Annotated in this window: 21 protein-coding genes and 1 tRNA gene; 3 read left to right on the top strand and 19 right to left on the bottom strand. The window is 67.4% G+C overall.

The genetic code is table 11. From position 1 onward, the window contains the following. Positions 1 to 3 precede the first annotated feature (3 nt). The 7 genes from LRM40_RS10990 to rpsB all read right to left on the bottom strand — a co-directional run bounded on the left by LRM40_RS10990 (position 4) and on the right by rpsB (position 5,957). Positions 4 to 1,191, bottom strand: a complete 1,188-nt coding sequence (locus LRM40_RS10990; protein ID WP_151124766.1) for a 1-deoxy-D-xylulose-5-phosphate reductoisomerase — start codon at positions 1,189 to 1,191, stop codon at positions 4 to 6. A gap of 17 nt (positions 1,192 to 1,208) precedes the next feature. Then, positions 1,209 to 2,045 carry a phosphatidate cytidylyltransferase gene (locus tag LRM40_RS10995; protein ID WP_151124742.1) on the bottom strand — a complete coding sequence of 279 codons (837 nt, stop codon included), beginning with the start codon at positions 2,043 to 2,045 and terminating at the stop codon, positions 1,209 to 1,211. 10 nt (positions 2,046 to 2,055) lie between these two features. Further along, the gene (gene uppS / locus LRM40_RS11000) at positions 2,056 to 2,796 is read right to left on the bottom strand and encodes an undecaprenyl pyrophosphate synthase (protein WP_151124743.1); all 741 of its coding nucleotides are present in this window, start codon (positions 2,794 to 2,796) and stop codon (positions 2,056 to 2,058) included. A gap of 5 nt (positions 2,797 to 2,801) precedes the next feature. Then, a complete protein-coding gene (gene frr / locus LRM40_RS11005; RefSeq protein WP_022981237.1) occupies positions 2,802 to 3,362 on the bottom strand; it encodes a ribosome recycling factor in 561 nt (186 codons plus the stop codon). 23 nt (positions 3,363 to 3,385) lie between these two features. Further along, the gene (gene pyrH, locus LRM40_RS11010; protein WP_151124744.1) at positions 3,386 to 4,096 is read right to left on the bottom strand and encodes a UMP kinase; all 711 of its coding nucleotides are present in this window, start codon (positions 4,094 to 4,096) and stop codon (positions 3,386 to 3,388) included. A gap of 100 nt (positions 4,097 to 4,196) precedes the next feature. Further along, positions 4,197 to 5,093, bottom strand: a complete 897-nt coding sequence (gene tsf, locus LRM40_RS11015) for a translation elongation factor Ts (RefSeq protein ID WP_151124745.1) — start codon at positions 5,091 to 5,093, stop codon at positions 4,197 to 4,199. 117 nt (positions 5,094 to 5,210) lie between these two features. Beyond that, positions 5,211 to 5,957 carry a 30S ribosomal protein S2 gene (gene rpsB, locus LRM40_RS11020; RefSeq protein WP_026096742.1) on the bottom strand — a complete coding sequence of 249 codons (747 nt, stop codon included), beginning with the start codon at positions 5,955 to 5,957 and terminating at the stop codon, positions 5,211 to 5,213. Between the two features lie 478 nt (positions 5,958 to 6,435). On the opposite strand from rpsB, the gene LRM40_RS11025 reads away from it, so the two are divergent. Beyond that, on the top strand, positions 6,436 to 7,650 hold the full coding sequence (locus LRM40_RS11025; RefSeq protein WP_151124746.1) for an NAD(P)/FAD-dependent oxidoreductase: 1,215 nt from the start codon (positions 6,436 to 6,438) through the stop codon (positions 7,648 to 7,650). Positions 7,651 to 7,703: 53 nt separating this feature from the next. Continuing rightward, on the top strand, positions 7,704 to 9,266 hold the full coding sequence (locus LRM40_RS11030; RefSeq protein ID WP_151124747.1) for an NAD(P)H-hydrate dehydratase: 1,563 nt from the start codon (positions 7,704 to 7,706) through the stop codon (positions 9,264 to 9,266). 77 nt (positions 9,267 to 9,343) lie between these two features. Here LRM40_RS11030 and rnr read toward each other — a convergent pair whose 3' ends face one another. Further along, complete coding sequence (gene rnr / locus LRM40_RS11035; protein ID WP_151124748.1) at positions 9,344 to 11,572, bottom strand: ribonuclease R; 2,229 nt, start codon at positions 11,570 to 11,572, stop codon at positions 9,344 to 9,346. 141 nt (positions 11,573 to 11,713) lie between these two features. Here rnr and LRM40_RS11040 point away from each other — a divergent pair. Then, positions 11,714 to 11,798: transfer RNA gene (locus LRM40_RS11040), tRNA-Leu, on the top strand. A 183-nt stretch (positions 11,799 to 11,981) separates the two neighbouring features. On the opposite strand, the gene LRM40_RS11045 is transcribed toward LRM40_RS11040, so the two are convergent. The 11 genes from LRM40_RS11045 to LRM40_RS11095 all read right to left on the bottom strand — a co-directional run bounded on the left by LRM40_RS11045 (position 11,982) and on the right by LRM40_RS11095 (position 22,408). After that, entirely contained in the window at positions 11,982 to 12,503 is a 522-nt protein-coding gene (locus LRM40_RS11045) for a phosphoribosyltransferase (RefSeq protein ID WP_151124749.1), read from the bottom strand. Positions 12,504 to 12,549: 46 nt separating this feature from the next. After that, entirely contained in the window at positions 12,550 to 13,890 is a 1,341-nt protein-coding gene (locus LRM40_RS11050) for an adenylosuccinate synthase (protein WP_151124750.1), read from the bottom strand. A 43-nt stretch (positions 13,891 to 13,933) separates the two neighbouring features. Next, positions 13,934 to 15,100, bottom strand: coding sequence for an ATP phosphoribosyltransferase regulatory subunit (locus LRM40_RS11055; RefSeq protein ID WP_151124751.1), 1,167 nt, complete (start codon positions 15,098 to 15,100; stop codon positions 13,934 to 13,936). A 73-nt stretch (positions 15,101 to 15,173) separates the two neighbouring features. Continuing rightward, the gene (locus LRM40_RS11060) at positions 15,174 to 15,368 is read right to left on the bottom strand and encodes a DUF2065 domain-containing protein (RefSeq protein WP_151124752.1); all 195 of its coding nucleotides are present in this window, start codon (positions 15,366 to 15,368) and stop codon (positions 15,174 to 15,176) included. Between the two features lie 28 nt (positions 15,369 to 15,396). Next, a complete protein-coding gene (gene hflC / locus LRM40_RS11065; protein ID WP_151124753.1) occupies positions 15,397 to 16,287 on the bottom strand; it encodes a protease modulator HflC in 891 nt (296 codons plus the stop codon). A gap of 23 nt (positions 16,288 to 16,310) precedes the next feature. After that, entirely contained in the window at positions 16,311 to 17,627 is a 1,317-nt protein-coding gene (gene hflK, locus LRM40_RS11070) for an FtsH protease activity modulator HflK (RefSeq protein WP_151124754.1), read from the bottom strand. Positions 17,628 to 17,647: 20 nt separating this feature from the next. Then, complete coding sequence (gene hflX, locus LRM40_RS11075; protein WP_151124755.1) at positions 17,648 to 18,874, bottom strand: GTPase HflX; 1,227 nt, start codon at positions 18,872 to 18,874, stop codon at positions 17,648 to 17,650. A gap of 40 nt (positions 18,875 to 18,914) precedes the next feature. Next, positions 18,915 to 19,157 (bottom strand): RNA chaperone Hfq, encoded by a 243-nt coding sequence (hfq, locus tag LRM40_RS11080; protein ID WP_151124756.1) that lies wholly within the window; start codon positions 19,155 to 19,157, stop codon positions 18,915 to 18,917. Positions 19,158 to 19,250: 93 nt separating this feature from the next. Then, positions 19,251 to 20,591 carry a ribosome biogenesis GTPase Der gene (gene der / locus LRM40_RS11085; protein WP_151124757.1) on the bottom strand — a complete coding sequence of 447 codons (1,341 nt, stop codon included), beginning with the start codon at positions 20,589 to 20,591 and terminating at the stop codon, positions 19,251 to 19,253. Positions 20,592 to 20,618: 27 nt separating this feature from the next. Next, complete coding sequence (gene bamB / locus LRM40_RS11090; RefSeq protein WP_231067509.1) at positions 20,619 to 21,749, bottom strand: outer membrane protein assembly factor BamB; 1,131 nt, start codon at positions 21,747 to 21,749, stop codon at positions 20,619 to 20,621. Next, complete coding sequence (locus tag LRM40_RS11095) at positions 21,746 to 22,408, bottom strand: YfgM family protein (protein WP_151124759.1); 663 nt, start codon at positions 22,406 to 22,408, stop codon at positions 21,746 to 21,748. The genes bamB and LRM40_RS11095 overlap by 4 nt, the downstream gene beginning before the upstream one ends. Between the last annotated feature and the right edge of the window lie 38 nt (positions 22,409 to 22,446).

Below are 22,446 nucleotides of genomic sequence, written 5' to 3' on the forward strand. Positions count from 1 at the left end.
GGGTCAGTTCAGGCGGGCAATGATCTCGCGTGCTCTGCGGCGGGCCTGCTCGTCGAGCGCGAGCAGAGCCTCCACCGGCACATCCAGCGACAGACTCAACCGGGGCACCTCGAGTTCCAAAGTGCGCGCCACGACGTCATGGATATCGGTGAAGCGCAGGCGACGCGACAGGAAGGCCGCCACGGCCTCCTCATTGGCGGCATTGAGCACGGCGGTGCTGCCATGCGGCCCCTCCAACGCCTCCCAGGCCAGGAACAAGCCCGGGAAGCGGGCACGTTCCGGCGCCTCGAAGGTCAGGGACTTCAGGCCCAGGAAGTCCAGGGCCGAGGCACCGGAGGCAATACGCTCCGGAAAGGACAGTCCGTAGGCGATGGGCACGCGCATGTCGGGTGTCCCCAACTGGGCCAGCACCGACTGGTCCCGGCAGATCACCATGGAGTGGATGATGCTCTGCGGATGGATGACCACCTTCACCTGGGACGGCGCCAGATCGAACAGCCAGCGGGCCTCAATGACTTCGAGCGCCTTGTTCATCATCGTCGCCGAATCGACCGAGATCTTGCGGCCCATCACCCAGTTCGGGTGGGCGCAGGCCTGCTCGGGGGTCACGTCACGCAGGCTGAGAGGATCGGCTTGGCGAAACGGTCCGCCGGATGCGGTCAGAACGATGTGGTCGATGCGCTGGGCCCAGGTCGAGCGGTCCTCCGGCAGACACTGGAAGATGGCCGAATGTTCGCTGTCGATGGGCAGCAGCTGGGCGCCGCCTTCGCGCACCGCGGCGATGAACTGCGCGCCGCCCACCACCAGGGCCTCCTTGTTGGCCAGCAGCAGGCGCTTGCCGGCGCGCGCAGCCGCCATGCAGGCCGGCAAGCCGGCCGCGCCGACCACGGCGGCCATCACGCTGTCCACGTCGTCGTGCCCCGCCAGCGCCACCAGGGCTTGCGGCCCGGCCAGCACCTCGGTGGGTAGGCCTTCGGCGCGCACGGCCACTGCCAGCCGCTGCGCGGCATCGACGTCGCTCATGGCCGCCCAGCGGGGCCGCCACTGGCGACACTGGGCCAGCAAATCATCGACACGCGAATGCGCGCTCAGCGCCACCACCTCGAAACGGTCGGGATGGCGCGCCGCCACATCCAGCGTGTTGGTGCCGATCGACCCGGTCGATCCCAGGATGCACAGCCTCTGCCGCATCGTCATCGTGTTCTTCCTCACAGGCTGGCCAGCGCCATCACGGCCGGCAGCACAGGCAACAGGGCATCCACCCGGTCCAGCACCCCGCCGTGGCCCGGCAGCAGGCCGCTCGAATCCTTCATGCCCGCCGCCCGCTTGGCCAGCGACTCCAGCAGATCGCCCATGATGCCCAGTGCAACGAGGGCGGCCAGGGCCAGCACGGCGCCCAGCCCGCCCAGACCGAGCCACAGACGGTCAAACAGGCTCGTGGCGGCGGCGCCGGTCCCGTGTTCCACCGCCACCCAGGCCAGCGCCAGCAGACCCACGCCGATCAGACCGGTACAAGCCCCCTCCCAGGTCTTGCCCGGGCTGATCGTCACGGCCAGCTTGCGCCGCCCCCAGGTCTTGCCGCCGAAATAGGCCGCGATGTCCGACATCCAGACCAGGCACAGCGCAGACAGCAGGAAGTTGAGCCCCAGCCCGCGGGCGTTGCAGAAGGCCAGCCAGGCCGCCGGAAGGACCAGCACACCGATGAGCCAGCGCGCGCCACGCGGCAGCTGAGGCCAGGCTGGAGGACCGCTGCGCAGCCCCAGGGTGCCCCCCACGACCCAGCAGACGGTCGCCGCCCACCAGACCCAGACCGGCGCATGCGCAGACCAGCCCGCCATGGCGCCAAGGGCGCACAGGGCCACCACCACGCACCCCGTGGCCAGGGCCCACCAGCCATGGATGCCGTTCAGGCGGGCCCACTCCCAGCCGCCAGCCCCGATGAGCGCCAGGGTCAGCAGGGCAAAAGGCCAAGGCGAGCTGGCCACGAGCGCAGGCAGCAGCAGCGCCAGCAGGACCAGCGCAGTGATGATTCGTTGGATCAGCATGTGGACCCGATCAGGCCGACTGCTCGGGCGCCTGCGCCTGCTTGACGCCGCCGAAGCGCCGATCCCGGCGGGCGAAATCGGCAAAGGCCTTGTCCAGCTCGGCCTCGTCGAAGTCCGGCCAGAGGCAGTCGGTGAAATACAGCTCGGCGTAGGCGAGTTGCCAGAGCAGGAAATTGCTCACCCGCACCTCGCCGCCCGTGCGGATGAAAAGGTCTGGATCCGGCGCATACGCCAGCGCCATGTGCCGCGACAGCGCTTCCTCGGTCAGCGCCTCGGGGGCGACGCCTTCGGCCAGCGCGCGCTGGCAGGCCTGGACGATGTCCCAGCGGCCCCCGTAGTTGAAGGCCACCGTCACATGCAGACCCGTGTTGTGGCGGGTCCGCTCTTCGGCCTCGTTCCAGGCCTGGCGCACCCGTTCCGACACCTTGCTGCGGTCCCCGGCCACGTGGATGCGCACGCCGCGCGATGCCAGCTTGGCCAGGTACTTCGAGATCCCGACCAGAACGAGGTTCATCAGACCGGACACCTCGTCCTCGGGACGCTTCCAGTTCTCCGAGGAGAAGGCATAGACCGTCAGGTACTCGACCCCGCGCGCCTGGCAGTGGTCGATCACCCGCACCACCGTCTCCATGCCGTACTTGTGGCCGAAGATGCGGGGCATGAAGCGCTTGCGCGCCCAGCGCCCGTTGCCATCCATCACGATGGCGACGTGGCGAGGAATGCTGCCCTCCGGCGAAACCGAGGTGTTCATCCGGGTCAGACGGCCAGGATGTCGGCTTCCTTGGCCTGCACCGTCTTGTCGATCTCGGCAATGGTGCGGTCGGTCAGCTTCTGGATGTCGTCCTGCGCGCGGCGCTCGTCATCCTCGGTGATGGTCTTGTCCTTGAGCAGCTTCTTCAGATGCTCGTTGGCATCGCGGCGCAGGTTGCGCACGGCCACCTTGGCATCCTCGCCTTCGCCGCGGGCGACCTTGGTCAGCTCCTTGCGGCGCTCTTCGGTCAGCGCGGGCATCGGCACGCGGATCAGATCGCCCTGCGAAGCCGGGTTCAGGCCCAGGTCCGATTCGCGGATGGCCTTCTCGATCTTGGAGGCCATGCCCTTTTCCCAGGGCTGCACGCTGATCGTGCGGGCGTCCAGCAGGCTCAGGTTGGCAACCTGGCTCAGAGGCACCATGGAACCGTAGTACTCGACATGGACCTGATCCAGGATGCCGGGGTGGGCACGACCGGTGCGGATCTTCTGCAGTTCGTTCTTCAGGGCCTCGACCGACTTGGCCATCTTGGTCTCGGCGGTCTTCTTGATGTCAGCAATGGTCATGATCGTTCGCGTTCCGTGAATCTTCAGACGTGCACCAGGGTGCCCTCGTCCTCACCCTGCACCACCCGCTTGAGGGCGCCCGGCTTGAAGATGGAAAAGACCTTGATCGGCAGCTTCTGGTCGCGACACAGCGCGAAGGCCGTGGCGTCCAGCACCTGCAGGTTCTTGGAGATCGCCTCGTCGAAGCTGATCTGGCTGTAGCGGGTGGCCGAGGGATCCTTCTTCGGGTCGGCGGTGTAGACGCCGTCCACCTTGGTGGCCTTGAGCACCACCTGGGCACCGATCTCGGCGCCGCGCAGCGCGGCGGCGGTGTCGGTGGTGAAGAAGGGGTTGCCCGTGCCGGCGGCAAAAATGACCACCTTGCCCTCTTCGAGGTACTGCAGCGCCTTGGGCCGCACGTAGGGCTCGACCACCTGCTCGATCGAGATGGCGGACATCACGCGGGCGGTCATGCCTTCCTGGCGCATGGTGTCGGCCAGGGCCAGCGAGTTCATCACCGTGGCCAGCATGCCCATGTAGTCGGCGGTGGCGCGGTCCATGCCCACCGAGCCGCCGGCCACGCCGCGGAAGATGTTGCCGCCACCGATCACCACAGCCACCTCGCAGCCCATCTCGGTGACCTCCTGCACTTCCTTGACCATGCGGACGATGGTCGCGCGGTTGATGCCGTAGGCATCGTCGCCCATCAGGGCCTCACCGGACAGTTTGAGCAGGATGCGCTTGTAGGCTGGCATGCGGGGTTCCCCAGGGCGGCGTGGATCTCGTGAATCGGCGGAAAGTGTACGCGGCTCGCTCCTGGTGAGGGTTGAGGCCGCGTACCGGTCAGGGCCTGGCTTACTGGCCCTTGGCGGCAGCCACCTGGGCAGCCACTTCGGCGGCAAAGTCGTCCACCTTCTTCTCGATGCCTTCGCCCACCACGTACAGGGTAAAGCCCTTCACCGTGGTGTTAGCCGACTTCAGGTAGGCGCCCACGGTCTGCTTGCCGTCGGCGGCCTTCACGAAGACCTGGTCCACCAGCGAGACTTCCTTCAGGTACTTCTGCACCGAGCCTTCGACCATCTTGGCCGCGATCTCGGCCGGCTTGCCGGATTCGGCCGCCTTGGCTTCGGCCACCGAGCGCTCGCGGGCGATCAGGTCGGCCGACACCTCGGCGGAGGTCAGGGCCACCGGCTTCATGGCGGCGATGTGCATCGCCACATCCTTGGCGGCCACGGCATCGCCGTCGAACTCGACGACCACGCCGATGCGGGTGCCGTGCAGGTAGGTGGCCAGGGCGCCACCGTTGGCCCAGCGCTGGTAACGGCGGAAGGACATGTTCTCGCCGATCTTGCCGATCAGGCCCTTGCGCACGTCTTCCAGGGTGGGGCCGAAGCCGTCCTGCGCGTAGGCCAGGGCGCCCAGGGCCGGGATGTCGGCCGGGTTGTGCTTGGCCACCAGCTCGGCAGCAGCCTTGGCCAGGGCCAGGAAGCTGTCGTTCTTGGTCACGAAGTCGGTTTCGCAGTTGACTTCGATCATCGCGCCGGTGTTGCCGTCGATGAAGGAAGCGACCACGCCTTCGGCAGTCACGCGGGCGGCAGCCTTGCCGGCCTTGGTGCCCAGCTTGACGCGCAGCAGCTCCTCGGCCTTGGCCATGTCGCCTTCGGCTTCGGTCAGCGCCTTCTTGCACTCCATCATCGGGGCATCGGTCTTGGCGCGCAGTTCAGCAACCATGCCGGCGGTAATAGCAGCCATGTTTCTCTCTCCGTGTGGGGTGGTTTTCGCAACCACCCGAGGTTCAATCAGAAATCGTTTCGGGGGTGTGAAAAAGGGGCTGTAGCAGCCCCTTGGTCACTGGCGCGACGCGCCTGCTCAGGCTTCTTCGCTGACTTCGACGAATTCGTCACCGTCGGCGGCCACGGCCTGCACCAACTCGGTGGCAGCATTGGCCTTGCCTTCCAGCACGGCATCAGCCATGGCCTTGGCGTACAGCGCCACCGCCTTGGCGGAGTCGTCGTTGCCGGGGATCACGTAGTCCACGCCATCGGGCGAATGGTTGGTGTCCACCACGCCGACCACGGGGATGCCCAGCTTCTGGGCTTCGGCCACGGCGATCTTGTGGAAGCCCACGTCGATCACGAAGATGGCGTCCGGCAGAGCGCCCATGTCCTGGATGCCGCCGATGTCCTTCTCCAGCTTGGCCAGTTCGCGATCGAACAGCAGCGCTTCCTTCTTGATGCGCATTTCGGCGCCAGAGTCCTTCTGGGCCTGCATGTCCTTCAGCTTCTTCAGCGAGCCCTTGACCGTCTTGAAGTTGGTCAGCATGCCGCCCAGCCAGCGCTGGTCGACATAGGGCATGCCGCAACGGGCGGCTTCCATGGCCACCACATCACGCGCCTGACGCTTGGTGCCCACGAACAGGATGGTGCCGCGCTTGGCCGACAGCTGACGTACGAACTTCAGGGCTTCCTCGAACTTCGGCAGCGTCTTTTCGAGGTTGATGATGTGGATCTTGTTGCGATGACCGTAGATGAACGGGGCCATCTTGGGGTTCCAGAAGCGGGTTTGGTGACCGAAGTGGACACCGGCTTCCAGCATTTCGCGCATAGAAACGGACATGGAGTACTCCAAAGGTTGGGTCTAGAAGCCCGGCCTTGATTGCCGGCCCGCAGCTCAGCCGCAGGCAACGCGCAACACCTTGAGAGGCCGGGTTCGCGATTGAGGCAGCCACCACCGTGGCGACCACCTGCCTACCCCGCCAGCACGCCTTCCTGGCGCCTCCGTCGAGGTAAACCCAAAGATTGTATCAGAAACCTCCCGACCTCTGGCATGGAGCCGACCGAGAAGCCGCCAGGCGCGCGGAACCGTGAGCAAACGCAAGGCACAATGCCAGTTGTCAACAACGCGACGCCGGGCGACACGCCACCGCTGCACGGCGGTGGCTGCCTGGCGGGATGGTGGGTCATGTGCCCGCCCCTGCCGCCCGCGGCTTCTCCGATGCAATCCCGGTTCCAGACCTGCCCGCTGCCACAGCCTCGCCTGTGCTTCAGCACACCCCGCCCTTCCCTCGTCGACCCATCCATCTGGAGCCACTGACATGCACATCGGCATCGTGGGCGCCGGTTTCGTCGGCGTGTGCACAGCACTGCAACTGTCCTTGCGCGGTCACCGGGTGGAGGTGTTCGAACGCCGTGGCGGCATTGCCACGGAATCCAGTTTCGCCGGCGCCGGCGTGCTGTGTCCGACCGCACTGCCCAGCTTGGCGCAGCATCCGCACTGGCGGCGTCGCAGCCCCTGGAATGCGCAGGCCCGGCGGCAGGCCCGCGCACGCAGGCAGGCCGACTGGCTGGCGCGACAACAGGTGCTGGCACGGCTGTTCGAGCTGGGCGAGCACTGGCTGGAACAGCTGGAGGCGGAACACCGCCTGGAATGCGAGCAAACGCGGGGCTGGCTGGTCCTGCGGCCGGACGAGCGCAGCCTCAGGCAGTCCGATGCCGACGCCGCCCACCTGACCAGCCTGGGCCTGCCCCACCAGATCCTCGGTCCGGATGAACTGGCGAGCGCCGAACCTGCACTCGCCAGCGCGCGCCCCGCTGCGGGGGGGCTCTGGCTGCCGCAGATCCGGGTGGTGAACACCCGGCAACTGGCCCAGCAGCTGCGGCTGCTGGCACAACAGACGGGCACACGCTTTCACCTCAACACGGAGGTGGAGGACATCGACCCCCGACACCCCACCTGGTTGAGCCACGGCGGCCCGGGCGCGGGGCCGCGCCAGGAGACCCGCTTCGATGCGGTGGTGCTCTGCACCGGCACCGCCTCCATCCCCTGGCTGAGGGCCCAGGGCCTGCGGCTGCCCCTGCAGGCCGCACCGGGCTGCTCCTTGACCGCGCCGCTGCACCTGCCCGAAGCCATGCCCGACCCGGCCCCCCGCGGGGCCATCACCGATGCCCAGACCGGCCTCACCCTGTCCCGCATGGGCGAGCGGGTGCGGATCACCGATCCCTGGGCCGATCTCTCCCCCAATGGGCGCCCCGCCATCCAGACCCAACGCCGGATGTACGCGACGCTGGAGCGCTGGTTCCCGGAGGCCGGACACGGCAACCCCGCACAGGCCTGGCAAGGCACGCGCGCCAAGCTGCCCGACGACGCCCCGGTGCTTGGCCCCAGCCCCTGGCCCGGCCTGTGGCTGAACCTGGGTCATGGCGATCAGGGCAGCGCACTCGCCGGCGGCTGCGCCCAACTGCTGGCCAACGCCCTCGAAGGACGCCCCGCGCTGGAAGGACAGGATCTGCTGGGCTGCACACGCTGGTGAGCCCCGGCGGGCGCGGGGGTGACAGCAGCCCGGACGACCGCCACACTCGCGGCATGGCTCTTCTCCCCGTTCTCGCTCCGGCCCGGCTGCATCTGCCCGGCCGAGCACTGCCAGTGCACGACACCGCCGCCTCGCGCCAGATCGAGGCCCGCGCGCTGCAAGCGCAGACCGAGGCCGGCCAACTGATGGCCAGGGCCGGCCTGGCCGTCGCGCGGCTGGCCCTGACCCTGGGCCGACCGGAGGGCACCTTCTGGGTCCTGTGCGGCCCAGGCAACAATGGCGGCGATGGTCTGGTGGCCGCCCGCTGGCTGCATCGGCAGGGGCATGCTGTGCGCGTGATCCTGGCCGGCTCACCCGAGCAACTGCCGGCCGATGCGCGACAAGCCTTCATCGATGCCCAGGCCGCCGGCGTGCCCTTCGCGGAGGCCCTGCCGCCCCACCCGTTTCGCGCCCGCGCGGTGATCGATGCCTTGCTCGGGCTGGGGCAGACCCGCCCCCTTGAAGGCCGCTTGGCCGAACTGGCGCGGTGGAGCAACGAACAGACCGGCCCGGTGTTGTCGGTGGACCTGCCCAGCGGCATGAACGGCGACACCGGTCAACCCACCGGCGACGTGACGGTACGGGCCCAGGCCACCCTGTCCCTGCTGACCCTCAAGCCCGGCCTGTTCACCGGCCAAGGACGGGACCTGGCTGGTGCGCTGTGGTGGGACGATCTGGGCGCCCATCCGAATCAGGAGCCAGGCCCCGCGACGGCCTGGATCACGGGGGAGGAAGATGCCCGGTCCCTCTACCCCCCGAGGCAACATGGCCAGCACAAGGGCAGCTTCGGCGACCTCTGGGTGCTGGCAGGTGCCCGCGGCATGACCGGCGCCGCACTGCTGGCGGGGAGGTCCGGTCTGGCCGGCGGTGCCGGGCGCGTCTACGTCAGCCTGCTCGACCAGCACCCGCCGCTGGACTGTGACCCGGTGCACCCGGAGCTGATGTTCCGGCGGCCCGATGCCTGGCAGGCCCCGGACGTGCTGGAGAGCGCCACCGTGGTGTGTGGATGCGGCGGCGGTGACGCCGTTCGCCTGCTGCTGCCCGAAGTCCTGGCCAGGGCGCGCCGTCTGGTGCTGGACGCAGACGGGCTGAACGCCGTGGCGGCCGATGGCGGATTGCAGGATGCCTTGCGCGCACGGGCCGATCGCGGACTCGTCACCGTCCTGACCCCCCACCCCCTGGAGGCCGCGCGCCTGGCCGGCCGCAGCAGCAGCGCGATCCAGGCAGACCGCATCGCCCATGCCCGGGCGCTGGCCGCGCAGCTGCGCGCCGTGGTGCTGCTCAAGGGTTCAGGCACGGTGGTGGCCACGCCCATGGATAGCTGCTGGATCAATCCGACCGGGCACGGCGGGCTGGCCTGCCCGGGCAGCGGCGACATCCTGGCCGGCTGGCTGGGGGCAACCTGGTCCGCCCAGCCGGCCTCGGGCGATGCGGTGACCGATGCCGCCCGGGTCGCGGCAGCATCGGCGTGGCTGCACGGCCGCGCGGCCATGCAGGCCCAGCCCAGGCCCCATGGGCCCGTTCTGGCCGACACGCTGATCGCCGCCATGGCTGGGCAACTGAACGCCGGCGCCTAGCGGCCCGGCCGCCGCCAAAAACAAGGGCGGCCCCCTCTTCGGCGGACCGCCCTGGCCTCGGAGCCTCGTCGGCAGGCTCAGCGTCGCTTGCCGGCACTCTTGCGCCCTGCCCCCGCGCCCCGCTCAGCATCCCCCGCGCCCTTGGTGGAGGCGGCTTCGCCCTTGCGGGTGGGGCGGCCGGGCTTGCTCCTCGCCGCCTTGGTGGCACGTTTGTGAGCGCGGTCGACGGCCTCCAGCTCGGCCAACTCCTCGGTGGCCTTCTTGCCTGCGCCCCGCGCCGGTCCCTGCGCCGCCGCCCCCTTGCGACCGACGGCGCCGGAGCGCACGTCCTCGCCTTCGCGCACCATGCGGAAGTCGATGCGGCGCCCATCCAGGTCCACACGGCTGACCTGGATGCGAACCCGGGTTCCGATGGCATAGCGCACACCGGTCCGCTCGCCGCGCAGCTCCTGGCGCACCTCGTCGAAGCGGAAGTACTCGCCGCCCAGTTCGGTGATATGAACCAGACCCTCGACGTAGAGCGCATCCAGCGTCACGAAGACGCCGAAGCTGGTGACCGCGGTCACCGAGCCGCTGAACTCCTCGCCCAGGCGCTCGCGCATGTAGCGGCACTTGAGCCAGGCCTCCACATCACGGGAGGCCTCGTCCGCCCGCCGCTCGTTGGCACTGCAGTGCAGGCCAGCAGCTTCCCAGCGCTCGGTCTCGACCAACTGGACCTTGGTGGGCTTGCCGTTCTTGCGCGATGGCGCCGGCCCCAGTTCGCCCTTGCCCAGGTGATAGCGCTTGCCCGCCAGGATGGCCTTGAGCACCCGGTGCACCAGCAGATCGGGATAGCGCCGGATGGGGCTGGTGAAGTGGGCGTAGGCCTCGTAGGCCAGCCCGAAGTGGCCACTGTTGACCGGCGTGTAGAGCGCCTGCTGCATGGTCCGCAACAGCATGGTGTGGATCTGCGCGGCATCCACCCGGTCCTTGGTGGCCTCGGCGATGGCCTGGAACTCGGCCGGCGTGGGCTCTTCGCTCAGGGACAGCCCGATGCCCTGGGCCTTCAGGTAGTTCTGCAGGGCCAGGCGCTTCTCGGGCGTGGGGCCCTCGTGCACACGGAACAGGCAGGGATGCTGGTGCACATTGATGAAGTCGGCCGCGCAGACATTGGCCGCCAGCATGGCCTCTTCGATCAGCCGGTGCGCGTCGTTGCGCACCCGGGGCACGATCTTCTCGATGCGGCCGTTCTCGTCGCAGACGATCTGCGTCTCGGTGGTGTCGAAATCGACCGCGCCGCGACGCTCACGGGACTTGAGCAGCGCCCGGTAGACCTCGTGGAGTTGCAGCAGTTGCGGCAGCAGCGCGGCACGCCGGGTGGCCTCCGGCCCGCGCGTGTTGCTCAGGGCCGCGGCCACCTCGGTGTAGGTCAGGCGCGCGTGCGAGCAGATCACCCCGGGATAGAACTGGTAAGCCGTCACCTCCCCCAGGTCGCTCACCACCATGTCGCAGACCATGGTCAACCGGTCCACCTCGGGATTGAGCGAACACAGGCCATTGGAGAGCTTCTCCGGCAGCATGGGAATGACCCGCCGCGGGAAGTACACCGAGGTGGCACGCTCGTAGGCATCGCGATCCAGCGGCTCCCCCGGCTTGACGTAGTGCGACACATCGGCAATGGCCACCAGCAGGCGCCAACCCTTGATCGCCTTGGCCCCGCGGCCACTGCTGAAGGGCTCGCAGTACACCGCATCATCGAAGTCGCGCGCGTCTTCGCCATCGATGGTGACGAAGGGCACGTCGCGCAGGTCCACCCGCTGCTTCAGGTCGGCCGGTTTGAGCTTCTCGGGCAGCGCCGCCGCCTGGGACAGGGTCTCCGGCGAGAAGCGATGCGGCACCTCGTACTTGCGCACCGCGATCTCGATCTCCATGCCGGGATCGTCGATCTCGCCCAGCACCTCGCTGACCCGCCCCACGGGCTGGGAATACATCGAAGCAGGCTCGGTGAGCTCCACCGCCACCACCTGCCCCACCGAGGCGTTGGCAATGCCGTTCTTCGGGATCAGGATGTCCTGGCCGTAACGGCGGTCTTCGGGCGCCACCAGCCAGACGCCGTTCTCGAAGAGCAGACGGCCGATGATGGGCACCTTGCGACGTTCGAGAATGTCGACCACCCGCCCCTCGGGCCGCCCCTTGCGGTCCAGACGCTGGATGCGCACCCGCACGCGGTCGCGGTGCAGCACCGCCCGCATTTCCTGGGGAGACAGGTAGATGTCTCCTTCGCCATCGTCACGGCGGACGAAGCCGTGGCCATCGCGGTGCCCCATCACCACACCGTCGACATCGCCCAGAGAGGCGGCGACCGGCGCCGAAGTGCTTGTGTTCTGTTTTGTTTTAATGGTATAGTCCTATCTTTCGCTTTCGGGGCAACTGAACAAGTCACCTCTAGAGCGGCAAAATCCTGAAATGCCCAGGTGGCGGAATTGGTAGACGCACTAGTTTCAGGTACTAGCGGGTAACTCCGTGGAGGTTCGAGTCCTCTCCTGGGCACCAAGAATAACGAGAATTTCTCGGAATTTCTTCTTCGAAGGCTGGCACGTGGTGCCGGCCTTTTTGTTTTGTGCGTTCAGCGTCGGATGGGTGTGGCGTTCACCACACGAAGCCCGCGCGCAGCGCTGAGCCGCAACACTCCGCCTCGCCTCGGAACGGCTTCCGAGGACGGGCGGATGAGCCCCATCAGATCGCGTGCTTGCGCTCCAAACCTTCGGGACGCAGCGAGTCGTATTCCTCGAAGGGCTGGTGGATCCAAGGGCTGGTCACCAGTTCTTCGACGAAGTAGTCCGGCTTGTAGGTCGACACGGCCTTGGTCCACAGCACCGCCGAGCGCAGCTCGGCGATCTGCGGCATGCCGCGCAGGCGCTCCACCACCGCCTTGAGGGTCTCGCCGGAATCGGCCAGATCATCCACCAGCAGCACGCGCCCGGCCAGTTCGCCCTTGGGCATGGTGATGTACTTGGCCATGTCCAGCCGCCCCTGGATCGTGCCGGCTTCGGCGCGGTAGGAACTGGTCGACATGATGGCCAGCGGCTTGTCGAACACGCGCGAAAGCACATCGCCCGGCCGCATGCCGCCACGTGCCAGGCACAGGATCTGGTCGAACTGCCAGCCAGAGTGGTGCACCTTCAGAGCCAGCCGCTCGGTGAGCAGGTGGTACTCGTCCCAGGACACGTAAAGATGCTTGCCGTCGTCGGTGAGCATGGGTTCTCCAATCAGTCGGTGTGCGTGTGGCGCAGAGGTTCCGCGCTCAACCCTGGTAGGGGTGGCGCAGCAGGATGGTGTGGTCGCGATCGGGGCCGGTGGAGACCATGTCGATCGGCGCGCCGATGAAGGCCTGGACACGCTCGAGGTAGCGGCGCGCGTTCAGCGGCAGATCGTCCCAGCGGGTCAGCCCGAAGGTGCTGCCCTCCCAGCCCGGGAAGGTCTCGTACACCGGCTCGCAGGCGGCGATGTCGTCGGCGTCCAGCGGCAGAATGTCCACGTCCTCGCCGTGGAGGCGGTAGCCGGTGCAGACCTTGATCTCCTTGAGACCGTCCAGCACGTCGAGCTTGGTGATGCACAGGCCCGAGATGCCGTTGATGATGATGGCCCGCTTGAGCGCGGCCGCGTCCAGCCAGCCGCAGCGGCGGGCTCGCCCGGTCACGGTGCCGCGCTCCTGGCCCACGGTGGACAGGTGGTGACCCACCGTGCCCTCGGCGTTGATGTCGAGCTCGGTCGGGAACGGGCCCGAACCCACGCGGGTGGTGTAGGCCTTGGTGATGCCCAGGATGTACTGCAGCATCTGCGGCCCCAGGCCCGACCCCGCGGCCGCATTGCCGGCCACGCAGTTGCTGGAGGTCACGTACGGGTAGGTGCCGTGGTCGATGTCCAGCAGCGTGCCCTGCGCCCCTTCGAACAACAGGTTCTGACCGGCCAGGTGGGCCTTGTGCAGCGCGTAGCCCACGTCCGCCATCATCGGGCGCAGTTGCTCGCCCATGGCCATGGCCTGGTCGAAGATGGGCTGGAACTCCAGCGCATCGGCCTTCAGGTGGCCCTGCAGCATGAAGTTGTGCATGTCCAGCAGATCACGCAACTTGGCCGCGAAGCGCTCGGGGTGCTTCAGGTCCTGCACGCGCAGGGCGCGGCGGGCCACCTTGTCCTCGTAGGACGGACCGATGCCCTTGCAGGTGGTGCCGATCTTGCCGGCGCCGCTGTTCTCGCGCAGGGCTTCGCGGGCCTTGTCCACCGCCACGTGGAAGGGCAGGATCAGCGGGCAGGATTCGCTGATGTACAGGCGCGAGCGCACTTCCAGGCCGGCCTTCTCCAGGCGCTCGATCTCGCTGAGCAGGTGGGTCGGGTCGACCACCACGCCGTTGCCGATGTAGCAGGCCACGCCGTCGCGCATGATGCCCGAGGGGATCAGCTGCAGCGCGGTCTTCACACCCTTGATGACCAGGGTGTGGCCGGCGTTGTGACCGCCCTGGAAGCGCACCACGCCCTGGGCGTGGTCCGTCAGCCAGTCCACGACCTTGCCCTTGCCTTCGTCACCCCATTGGGTCCCGACGACGACGACGTTGCGCCCGCGCGCAGAAGTATTGCCTTGTTGCATGGCGTTCCAGCGATTCAATGAAAACAGGAGGGATGGGCGGCGCTCAGAGCGCCCGCACCAGCCAGCGGCCGTCGACCTGGGTCAGCTCCCGGTCGCAATCAAATTCCTCGGTCTCCTGCTCGTGCCCGGGCAGGATGCAGACCACGGTTTCGCCCCGGCCGCGCAGGGCGCGGATGGCGGCGCGCAGCGCGTCGTCTTCGGCCCAGGGGGCGCGCACCGCGGCACGCACCGGACCGGAGGGCACCAGTGCCGCCAGATTCTTCAGATCGATGACGCTGAAGCCCACGGCCGGCCGGTTGCGACCGAACACCGCACCGATCTCGTCGTAGCGCCCGCCTCGCGCCAGCGCGTCGGCCGAGCCGCCACCGTAGATGGCGAAACGCACACCGCTGTAGTAGGCATAACCACTCATGTCGGAGAGATCGAAGCCGATCTGAACCTCCGGGTAGGCCTGACGCAGATGACGCGCCAGCCAGGCCAGATCGGCCAAGGCCGCCTGGATGGGGCCGCGGGCCGGCAGCAGACGGCTCGCGCTGTCCAGCACCTCGTCGCCACCGTAGAGATCGAGCAGAGCGACCAGACCCTCGCGGGTTTCGGCCGGGCAGCGTGCCGCCATCGCACGCACCGTGCTGCCGTCCTTGGCAGTCAACGCCGCCACCAGTTCGGTCAGCGCCTCTGCGTCCAGCAAGGCCCCCCCCAGCACCGAGCGGACGATGCGGGCATCCCCCAGGTCGATGGTGAGCTGGGGCACACCGGCCGCCTGCAGGCCGTCCAGCGCCAACTCCTGCACCTCGAGCTCGGCTTCCAAGCCGGCGTGGCCAAAGATCTCGGCGCCGAACTGCAGTTGTTCGCGGGTGGAGTAAAGCCCGGAAGGACGGGTATGGAGCACCGGCCCGCAGTAGCACAGGCGGGTCACGCCTTCACGGTTGAGCAGATGGGCGTCAATGCGCGCCGCCTGAGGCGTGGTGTCGGCCCGCAGGCCCAGCGTGCGACCGCTGAGCTGGTCCACCAGCTTGAATGTCTTGAGATTGAGCTCCCGGCCCGTCCCCGACAGCAGGGACTCCAGGTGTTCGAGCAGCGGCGGCATCACCAGCTCGAAACCGTAACCACGCGCCAGATCCAGCCACTGGCGGCGCAGCTCCTCGATGCGCCTGGCCTCGGCGGGCAGGACATCGGCAATGTGCTCTGGCAACAGCCAAGCAGAGGACATGAAATGGCACCGGGGTTAAAAGCAGCATTGTACAGACCCTGACTGCCGATGGCAGCCATGCCCGGTCAACGCTTCAGCCGGCCAGTCCCCAAAGCCACAGTACCAGCCCCCCGAGGCAGAGACTGGCACAACCCAGAAAGCGGATCTGCCCGTCGCTGAGCTGGGCGGCCCGTTGGAAGATCGCACGCCACTGACGCGGATTGAGGAAGGGCAGCAGCCCTTCCATCACCAGCATCAGCCCGAGAGCAGCCCAGAACAGGTCAGCCACAGCAATCCATCACCCTGCCGGGATGCGCTCACTTGCGCGGTGCCGCACCGGCCGCGGCGCCACTGCCGCGCATGGCCTTGAAGAAGTCCGAACTCGGATCGACCACCATCACGTCGCTCTTGCTGTGGAAGGTGGCGCGGTAGGCCTCCAGGCTGCGGTAGAACTGCGCGAACTGAGGGTCCTTGCCGAAGGCATCGCCGTACAGAGCGGAGGCCTGGGCATCGCCTTCACCCTTGATCTTCTGGGCATCCCGGTAGGCCTCGGCGATGATCACCTCGCGCTGCCGGTCGGCATCGGCGCGGATCTTCTCCCCTTCGGCCTGGCCCTGGGAGCGCAGCTCGTTGGCCACCTGCTTGCGCTCGGACTCCATGCGGCGGTAGACCGAATCGGTGATGTTGGCCACGAAGTCCACACGCTTGATCCGCACGTCCAGAATCTCGATGCCGAAAGAGGCAGCCTCGTCGACCAGACGCTTCTTCACGTCGTTCATCACCTTCTCGCGCTCGGTGGCCAGCACGCCACCGACGGTGCGCTTGGTCACTTCCTCGTTGAAGGCCGCCTGCACCACCGGGCTCAGCCGGTTTTCCAGCACCCGGATGTCGGTGCCGTTGTTGCGGATGAACTGGCGGGGCTCGCGGATGCGCCACTTCACCAGCCAGTCGATGATCAGGCTCTTCTTCTCGGCGGTGAAGATCGGGCGGCTCTCCGGGCTGTCCAGCGTCTGGATGCGGCGATCGAGGAACACCACGTTCTGGAACAGGGGCAGCTTGAACTTCAAACCCGGCTCGGTGATGACTTCCTTGATCTCGCCCAGCATGTAGACCACCGCCACCTTGCGCTGATCCACCACGAACATCGTCGAGGCCGCCACCATCAGGGCCACCAGGACGCCTCCCACCAACAATGCAATGCGGTTCATCGTGTTCTCGTGCCGTTCAGGGTTCAGCGGGTTTCACGGTCTCGGGTGCGCGCACTGTCGCGGCTGCGCGAATCAACGGTGCCGGTCGAGGCGTCCGGCAGGGACACCGCCGGCGGACTCGATGGAGTCGCCCCGCCCGCGGCGGGCGCCTGCATGCCGGACCCCGATTGCTGGATCAGCTTGTCGAGCGGCAGGTAGAGCATCGGCGACGATGAGCGGGTATCGACCATCACCTTGCTGACGTTGGAGTACACCTCACGCATGGTGTCGATGTAGAGGCGATCCCGGGTCACTGCCGGAGCCTTCTGGTACTCCCGGTACACGGAGAGGAAGCGCTGGGAATCACCCTCGGCCTGCGCCACCACCCGCGACTTGTAACCCTGAGCCTCCTCGAGCAATCGCGCCGCCGTGCCCTGAGCCTTGGGGATCACGTCACTGGCATAAGCCTGACCTTCGTTCTTGAAGCGGTCCCGGTCGGCGCCGGCCTTCACCGCGTCGTCGAACGCCGCCTGCACCTGCTCGGGCACCTGCACGTTCTGCAGGTTCACGTTCTTGATGCTCACACCGGCATTCAGACGGTCGAGCTGGTTCTGGATGGACTGTGCCAGTTCGGCCGCAATCGCATCCCGACGCTCGTACAGCACGCCATCGACCTTGCTGCGCCCGACGATCTCGCGCACCGCCGACTCGGCGGCCTGCACGACCGCCTGCTCGGTGTCCCGGTTCTCGAACAGGAAGGCCCGGGCATCCTTGAGGGTGTACTGCACCGTGAAGCGGATGTCGACGATGTTCTCGTCCTGGGTCAGCATGGACGAGTCGCGCAGCCCGGTGGCGGGCACCACCCCCGTGCCGCCGACCTCGACCGAGCGCAGCTGGGTCACCGGCACGATCTCGTGGGCCTGGAAAGGATAGGGCAGCCGCCATTGAAAGCCTGCCCCCAGGGTCGTGCTGTAGCGACCGAAGGTCGTGATCACTGCCTGGTGACCCTCCTGCACGATGAAGGCGCCGCTGCCCAGCCAGATCAGCGCGACCACGCCGGCGATCAGGGCCACACCCTTGCCGGCGCTCTTCATGTCGGGCTGGAAATTGCCGGGACCTCCACTCTCGGGAGACGAGGGACCCGAAGGCTTGCCTCCGAACAAGCCGGAGAGCTTGCGGTTGAAATCCCGCCAAAGCTCGTCCAGGTCCGGCGGGCCGTCATTGCGACCGTTGTTCAGGCTCACCGTGGCGCCGCGCAGCCGGGCCCATCCGCCCCGCAGCAGATCTCGGGCAGCCAGGGTCAGCGCACTCAGTCGCAGCGGCCAGGAGGGAGGTGCCAGGGTGTGGTCTCGCATGGTCATGCCAGGTTGAAATCTTGGTTTCAATGATAGTCAGCCGGTGGTCGCGCAGTGCCCGCAGGGCTGCCGTCAGGCAACACCTGCACCGTCCCGGTGTCCGCCGGATCGGGGATGGGCCCGGCATGCTCGGCAATGAGTTGCCGCAACACATCCAGCCCTTCGCCGGCGAGGGCGCTCACGAAGACACGGGGCACGCGGCGTCCGGCGCCCAGATCCAGTTCATCGCGCAGGACACGCGGACGCTGTCCCGGCTCGATCGCATCGAGCTTGTTGTAGACCAGGATCTGCGGGATCGTCTCGGCACCGATCTCCTCCAGCACGCGCTCCACCTCGACCTGCTGCTCGTGCAGCAACGGGCTGGAGGCATCGATGACGTGCAGCAGCAGATCGGCATCCGCCGCTTCCTGCAAGGTCGCCCGGAAGGCCTCCACCAGCTTGTGCGGCAGGTCGCGGATGAAGCCGACGGTGTCGGACAGCGAGACCGACCTCCCCGCCTCGCCCAGGTACAGCGAGCGCGTGGTCGTGTCCAGCGTGGCGAACAGCTGGTTGGCTGCATAGGTGCGCGCCTTGACCAGGGCATTGAACAAGGTCGACTTGCCCGCATTGGTGTAGCCCACCAGAGACACCCGGTAGGTCCCGCTGCGCTCGCGCGCCCGACGCTGGGTGCCGCGCTGACGTTTGACCTTCTCCAGACGGAGTTTGACCTGCTTGATGCGGTCGCCGATCATGCGACGGTCAAGTTCGATCTGGGCCTCGCCCGGGCCGCCACGCGTGCCGATGCCGCCTTGCTGACGCTCCAAGTGGGTCCATCGGCGCACCAGGCGGGTGGCGATGTACTGCAGGCGAGCCAACTCCACCTGCAGCTTGCCTTCGTGGCTCTGGGCGCGCGCGGCGAAGATCTCGAGGATCAGGGCCGTGCGGTCCGACACGGGCACGCCCAGATGGCGTTCCAGGTTGCGCTGCTGGGCCGGGGACAAGGCCTGATCGAAGATGACGCCGTGGGCGCCATGAGCCTGGACGAGCAGCTTGATCTCGTCAGCCTTGCCGGACCCCACGAACAGGGCCGGATCGGGCGACCTGCGCTTGGCCAGTACCTTGGCAACCACGCAATCCCCTGCTGACTCGGCCAGCAGGCCGAGTTCGTCCAGGGTGGGGTCGAACGAGGCGCCCGGCCCCAGATCCACCCCCACCAGCACGGCACGGGCCTGACCAGCCAGCGCGCCGGCCTCTTGCGGCTCAGCGCTCACCATCGGCTTGCCTCCCGTCGCCGGCCCTTCGTCAGGACGGCGCTCAGTTGGCGTCGCCGGACTCGGCCGGATGGAAATTCACCGCACGCCCCGGCACGACCGTGGAGATGGCGTGCTTGTAGACCATCTGGGTGACGGTGTTGCGGAGCAGGACGACGTACTGATCGAAGGACTCGATGTGCCCTTGCAGCTTGATGCCGTTGACCAGATAGATGGAGACCGGAACATGCTCCTTGCGCAGGAGGTTCAGGAACGGGTCTTGTAGAAGTTGCCCTTTGTTGCTCACGATATGCTCCGTGTTGAAGAGAGAAAGAATGTTGGCACGTTAACACAGGCGCCCTGCCCACACTCGCTGTGGATTTGGACGCGGCTTCCTGTGTCAGTGCTCGGATTCGTTGAAAGGGTTCCGTGAAAGCTTCATTTCAATGCGCAGGGGCGTGCCCACCAGCTTGAAATGATCACGGAAGCGGCCCTCGAGGTAGCGCTTGTAGACCTCGGTCACGTGCTCCAGGGAGTTGCCATGGATCACGATGATGGGGGGATTCATGCCACCCTGGTGGGCGTAGCGCAGCTTGGGCCGGAAGGTGCCGCTGCGCTTGGGTTGCTGGTGTTCCACCGCCTCGTGCAGCAGGCGGGTCAACACCGGCGTGGGCATCTTGCAGGTGGCAGAGGCATGGGCATCGGCAATGGCCTGCCACAGCGGCCCCAGGCCCTGGCGCTTGAGTGCCGAGATGTTGACGATGGGCGCGAAACGCAGAAAGGCCAGACGCTGCTCGATGGACCGCTCCAGCAGTTGACGCTGGTAGCTGTCGATGGCATCCCACTTGTTGATCGCGATGACGACGGCCCGGCCGGAGTCCAGCACATAGCCGGCGATGTGCGCATCCTGCTCGCTCACCCCCTGGGTGGCGTCGATCATCAGCACGACGACGTTGGCGTCGGCGATGGCCTGCAGCGTCTTGACCACCGAGAACTTCTCGATGGCCTCGAAGACCTTGCCCTTGCGGCGCAGGCCTGCCGTGTCGATGAGTTCGAACTTCTGCCCGTTGCGCTCCAGGGGCACCTTGATGGCGTCCCGGGTGGTGCCCGGCATGTCGAAGGCGATCAGGCGGTCCTCGCCCAGCCAGGCATTGATGAGGGTGGACTTGCCGACATTGGGGCGACCAGCCACCGCCAGGCGGATGGGCCTGTCACCCGCCTCCCCTTCGAAGGCCTCTTCGTCCTCCTCGGGGAAGTCCTCCAGCGCGGCTTCCAGCAAGCTGCGGATGCCCTGGCCATGCGCGGCCGACACGGGATGGGGCTCGCCCATGCCCAGTTCGTAGAACTCGCCCAGCAGGGGCGAATCGCTCATGCCTTCGGCCTTGTTCACCGCCAGCAGCACGCGCTTGTTGCACTGCCGCAGGTAACGGGCAATGTCCTGGTCCTGTCCGGACAGGCCCGTGCGCACGTCGGTCACGAAGATCACCACATCCGCCTCGGCCACGGCCTGACGGGTCTGCTTGGCCATCTCCTTGACGATGCCGGTGGAACTGTCCGGCTCGAAGCCACCGGTGTCGATCACGATGAACTCGCGCGAGCCCAGGCGCCCGTCGCCGTAGTGACGGTCGCGGGTCAGACCGGCGAAGTCCGCAACAATCGCGTCGCGGCTCTTGGTCATCCGGTTGAAGAGCGTCGACTTCCCCACATTGGGGCGGCCGACCAGGGCAATGACGGGCTTCAAGACAGTCCTGGCAATCAGAAAAACGGGTTATTCGGGACGGAAGGCGAACAGCCCGCCGTCTTCGGTGGCCACCAGCAGGGTGGTGTCCGACAAGGTGGGCGTCGCGACCACCGGCGAACCATCGGTGGGCAGGCGCAACAGGATATCCCCGCTGCTGCGGGACAGGAAATGAACCTGCCCCTCCAGATCACCGAACACGACCGTGGGGCCGGCCACCACCGGGGCACTCAGGCGACGGTTGAGCAGCCGCTCGTTGGACCACAGGCTGACGCCATCGCTGCGGCGGCGGGCGGTGATGCGGTCAGCGGCATCGGTGGCATAGACCGCGTCGCTGTCGGCAGCCACTCCCACGCTGCCACTGGTGTTGACATTCCACAGCGTGCTGCCACGCTCGGCATCCACGCAGCCGACGGCCGTCTGGTAGGCCCGAGCGCAGAACATGTTGCCGACGCGGCCGGCAGGACCGACCAGGTCGGACAGGCGCTCGATCTCATTGGTGCCGCGGGGCATGGCCACCGTGGCCTCCCAGCGCACCGTGCCCTTGAGGGGATCGAGCCCGGCCAGGCGGTTGCCCTGCCCCACCAGCAAGGTGTCCTTGTAGGCCGTCAGCACCGAGGCCTGCCCCAGGGTCAGCGCATCACCCGGGCGACGCATGACCCAGAGCAGTCGCCCTGTCGCGGCGTCGAAGGCCTGGACCGAACGGTCCACCCCGACAACGAAGACGCGCTCACCGGCCACCAGCGGTGCGGTCACCACCTGGACACCCAGCGGAGCCCGCCAGCGTTCGGTGCCTTCTTCCAGCGTGACCAGTTCGTTGCCACGGGTCACGACCGCGGCCCAGTGACCATCGCTGCCCACCCCGGCGCTGAGGTCATCCCCCACACTGGCGCGCCACAGCTCCCGTCCGGAGGCCGCGTCCAGGGCCAGCACATGGCCGCCATCGTCTGCCGCGTAGAACTTGCCCTTGACCGAGGCGATGGCCAGCGGAAAGCGGATCTTGCTCGACAAGCTCGCATGCCAGACCTGCCTGCCGGCGATCTGCGGCTTGATCTGCTGCAGGGGCGCCGGGGGCAGCCGATCCTTGGAAGCACAGCCTCCGAGCAGGGCGAGCGCCATCGCCCCCAGGGCCGCCGCGTGACTCCAGCGGGCCGCCATCATTGGGCCGCTCCCGAGGCGGCCGGCTGGGCCCCCGCGGCGGTCAGCTTGGCCTCGACGATCCGGCGATAGTCCAGCTTGTCGCTCAGCGCATCCCAGCCCTTCTTCCAGGCGGCCACGGCCTCGGCCGGCTTGCCCTGGGCGGCCAGCACATCACCGCGCCGGTCATCGGCCAGCCCGGCGAACTCGGACGACTTGACCGCGTCCAGCTGCTTGAGTGCACCGTCGTAGTCCTGCTTGTCCAGCAGCAACCCCGCCAGGCGCAGGTGCGCCAGACTGCGGTAGTCCTCGTCAGACGCCTCGTCGGCCACCCAGGTCAGGCTGGCGATCGCCGCATCGGCCTGCCCCTTGTCGGTCTGCACCTTGGCCGCCAGCAGACCAGCCTGCTGGGCATAGACGGTGCGACCGAAGCGGTCCTTCAAGTCCTTGAAGACACGTCCCGCCTTGTCAGCGTCGGCGGCCTGGACCGCCTGGTCCATCTCGTCGAACATGACGCTGGCCTTCGCCGCCTGATCGCGCTGCCACCAGTTCCAGCCGTTCCAGCCGGCAAATGCCACCAGCACCAGCGTCACGGTCCAGGTGATCAGATTGCCGTACTGGCCCCAGAACGCCTTGACCGCGTCAATCTGTTCCTGTTCCTGAAGATCGAGATTCGTTGCCATGAAAACAGAGACCCGCAGAACGCGGGCGAGAGGTGAAG

Source organism: Ideonella dechloratans (assembly GCF_021049305.1).
GTDB lineage: Bacteria > Pseudomonadota > Gammaproteobacteria > Burkholderiales > Burkholderiaceae_C > Ideonella > Ideonella dechloratans.

Excerpts from the sequence above, each read along its gene's own strand:
- LRM40_RS10990 (WP_151124766.1), bottom strand. The coding sequence starts at position 1,191 with ATGCGGCAGAGGCTGTGCATCCTGGGATCGACCGGGTCGATCGGCACC.
- LRM40_RS10995 (WP_151124742.1), bottom strand. The coding sequence starts at position 2,045 with ATGCTGATCCAACGAATCATCACTGCGCTGGTCCTGCTGGCGCTGCTG.
- uppS (WP_151124743.1), bottom strand. The coding sequence starts at position 2,796 with ATGAACACCTCGGTTTCGCCGGAGGGCAGCATTCCTCGCCACGTCGCC.
- frr (WP_022981237.1), bottom strand. The coding sequence starts at position 3,362 with ATGACCATTGCTGACATCAAGAAGACCGCCGAGACCAAGATGGCCAAG.
- pyrH (WP_151124744.1), bottom strand. The coding sequence starts at position 4,096 with ATGCCAGCCTACAAGCGCATCCTGCTCAAACTGTCCGGTGAGGCCCTG.
- tsf (WP_151124745.1), bottom strand. The coding sequence starts at position 5,093 with ATGGCTGCTATTACCGCCGGCATGGTTGCTGAACTGCGCGCCAAGACC.
- rpsB (WP_026096742.1), bottom strand. The coding sequence starts at position 5,957 with ATGTCCGTTTCTATGCGCGAAATGCTGGAAGCCGGTGTCCACTTCGGT.
- LRM40_RS11025 (WP_151124746.1), top strand. The coding sequence starts at position 6,436 with ATGCACATCGGCATCGTGGGCGCCGGTTTCGTCGGCGTGTGCACAGCA.
- LRM40_RS11030 (WP_151124747.1), top strand. The coding sequence starts at position 7,704 with ATGGCTCTTCTCCCCGTTCTCGCTCCGGCCCGGCTGCATCTGCCCGGC.
- rnr (WP_151124748.1), bottom strand. The coding sequence starts at position 11,572 with ATGGGGCACCGCGATGGCCACGGCTTCGTCCGCCGTGACGATGGCGAA.
- LRM40_RS11045 (WP_151124749.1), bottom strand. The coding sequence starts at position 12,503 with ATGCTCACCGACGACGGCAAGCATCTTTACGTGTCCTGGGACGAGTAC.
- LRM40_RS11050 (WP_151124750.1), bottom strand. The coding sequence starts at position 13,890 with ATGCAACAAGGCAATACTTCTGCGCGCGGGCGCAACGTCGTCGTCGTC.
- LRM40_RS11055 (WP_151124751.1), bottom strand. The coding sequence starts at position 15,100 with ATGTCCTCTGCTTGGCTGTTGCCAGAGCACATTGCCGATGTCCTGCCC.
- hflC (WP_151124753.1), bottom strand. The coding sequence starts at position 16,287 with ATGAACCGCATTGCATTGTTGGTGGGAGGCGTCCTGGTGGCCCTGATG.
- hflK (WP_151124754.1), bottom strand. The coding sequence starts at position 17,627 with ATGACCATGCGAGACCACACCCTGGCACCTCCCTCCTGGCCGCTGCGA.
- hflX (WP_151124755.1), bottom strand. The coding sequence starts at position 18,874 with ATGGTGAGCGCTGAGCCGCAAGAGGCCGGCGCGCTGGCTGGTCAGGCC.
- bamB (WP_231067509.1), bottom strand. The coding sequence starts at position 21,749 with ATGATGGCGGCCCGCTGGAGTCACGCGGCGGCCCTGGGGGCGATGGCG.
- LRM40_RS11095 (WP_151124759.1), bottom strand. The coding sequence starts at position 22,408 with ATGGCAACGAATCTCGATCTTCAGGAACAGGAACAGATTGACGCGGTC.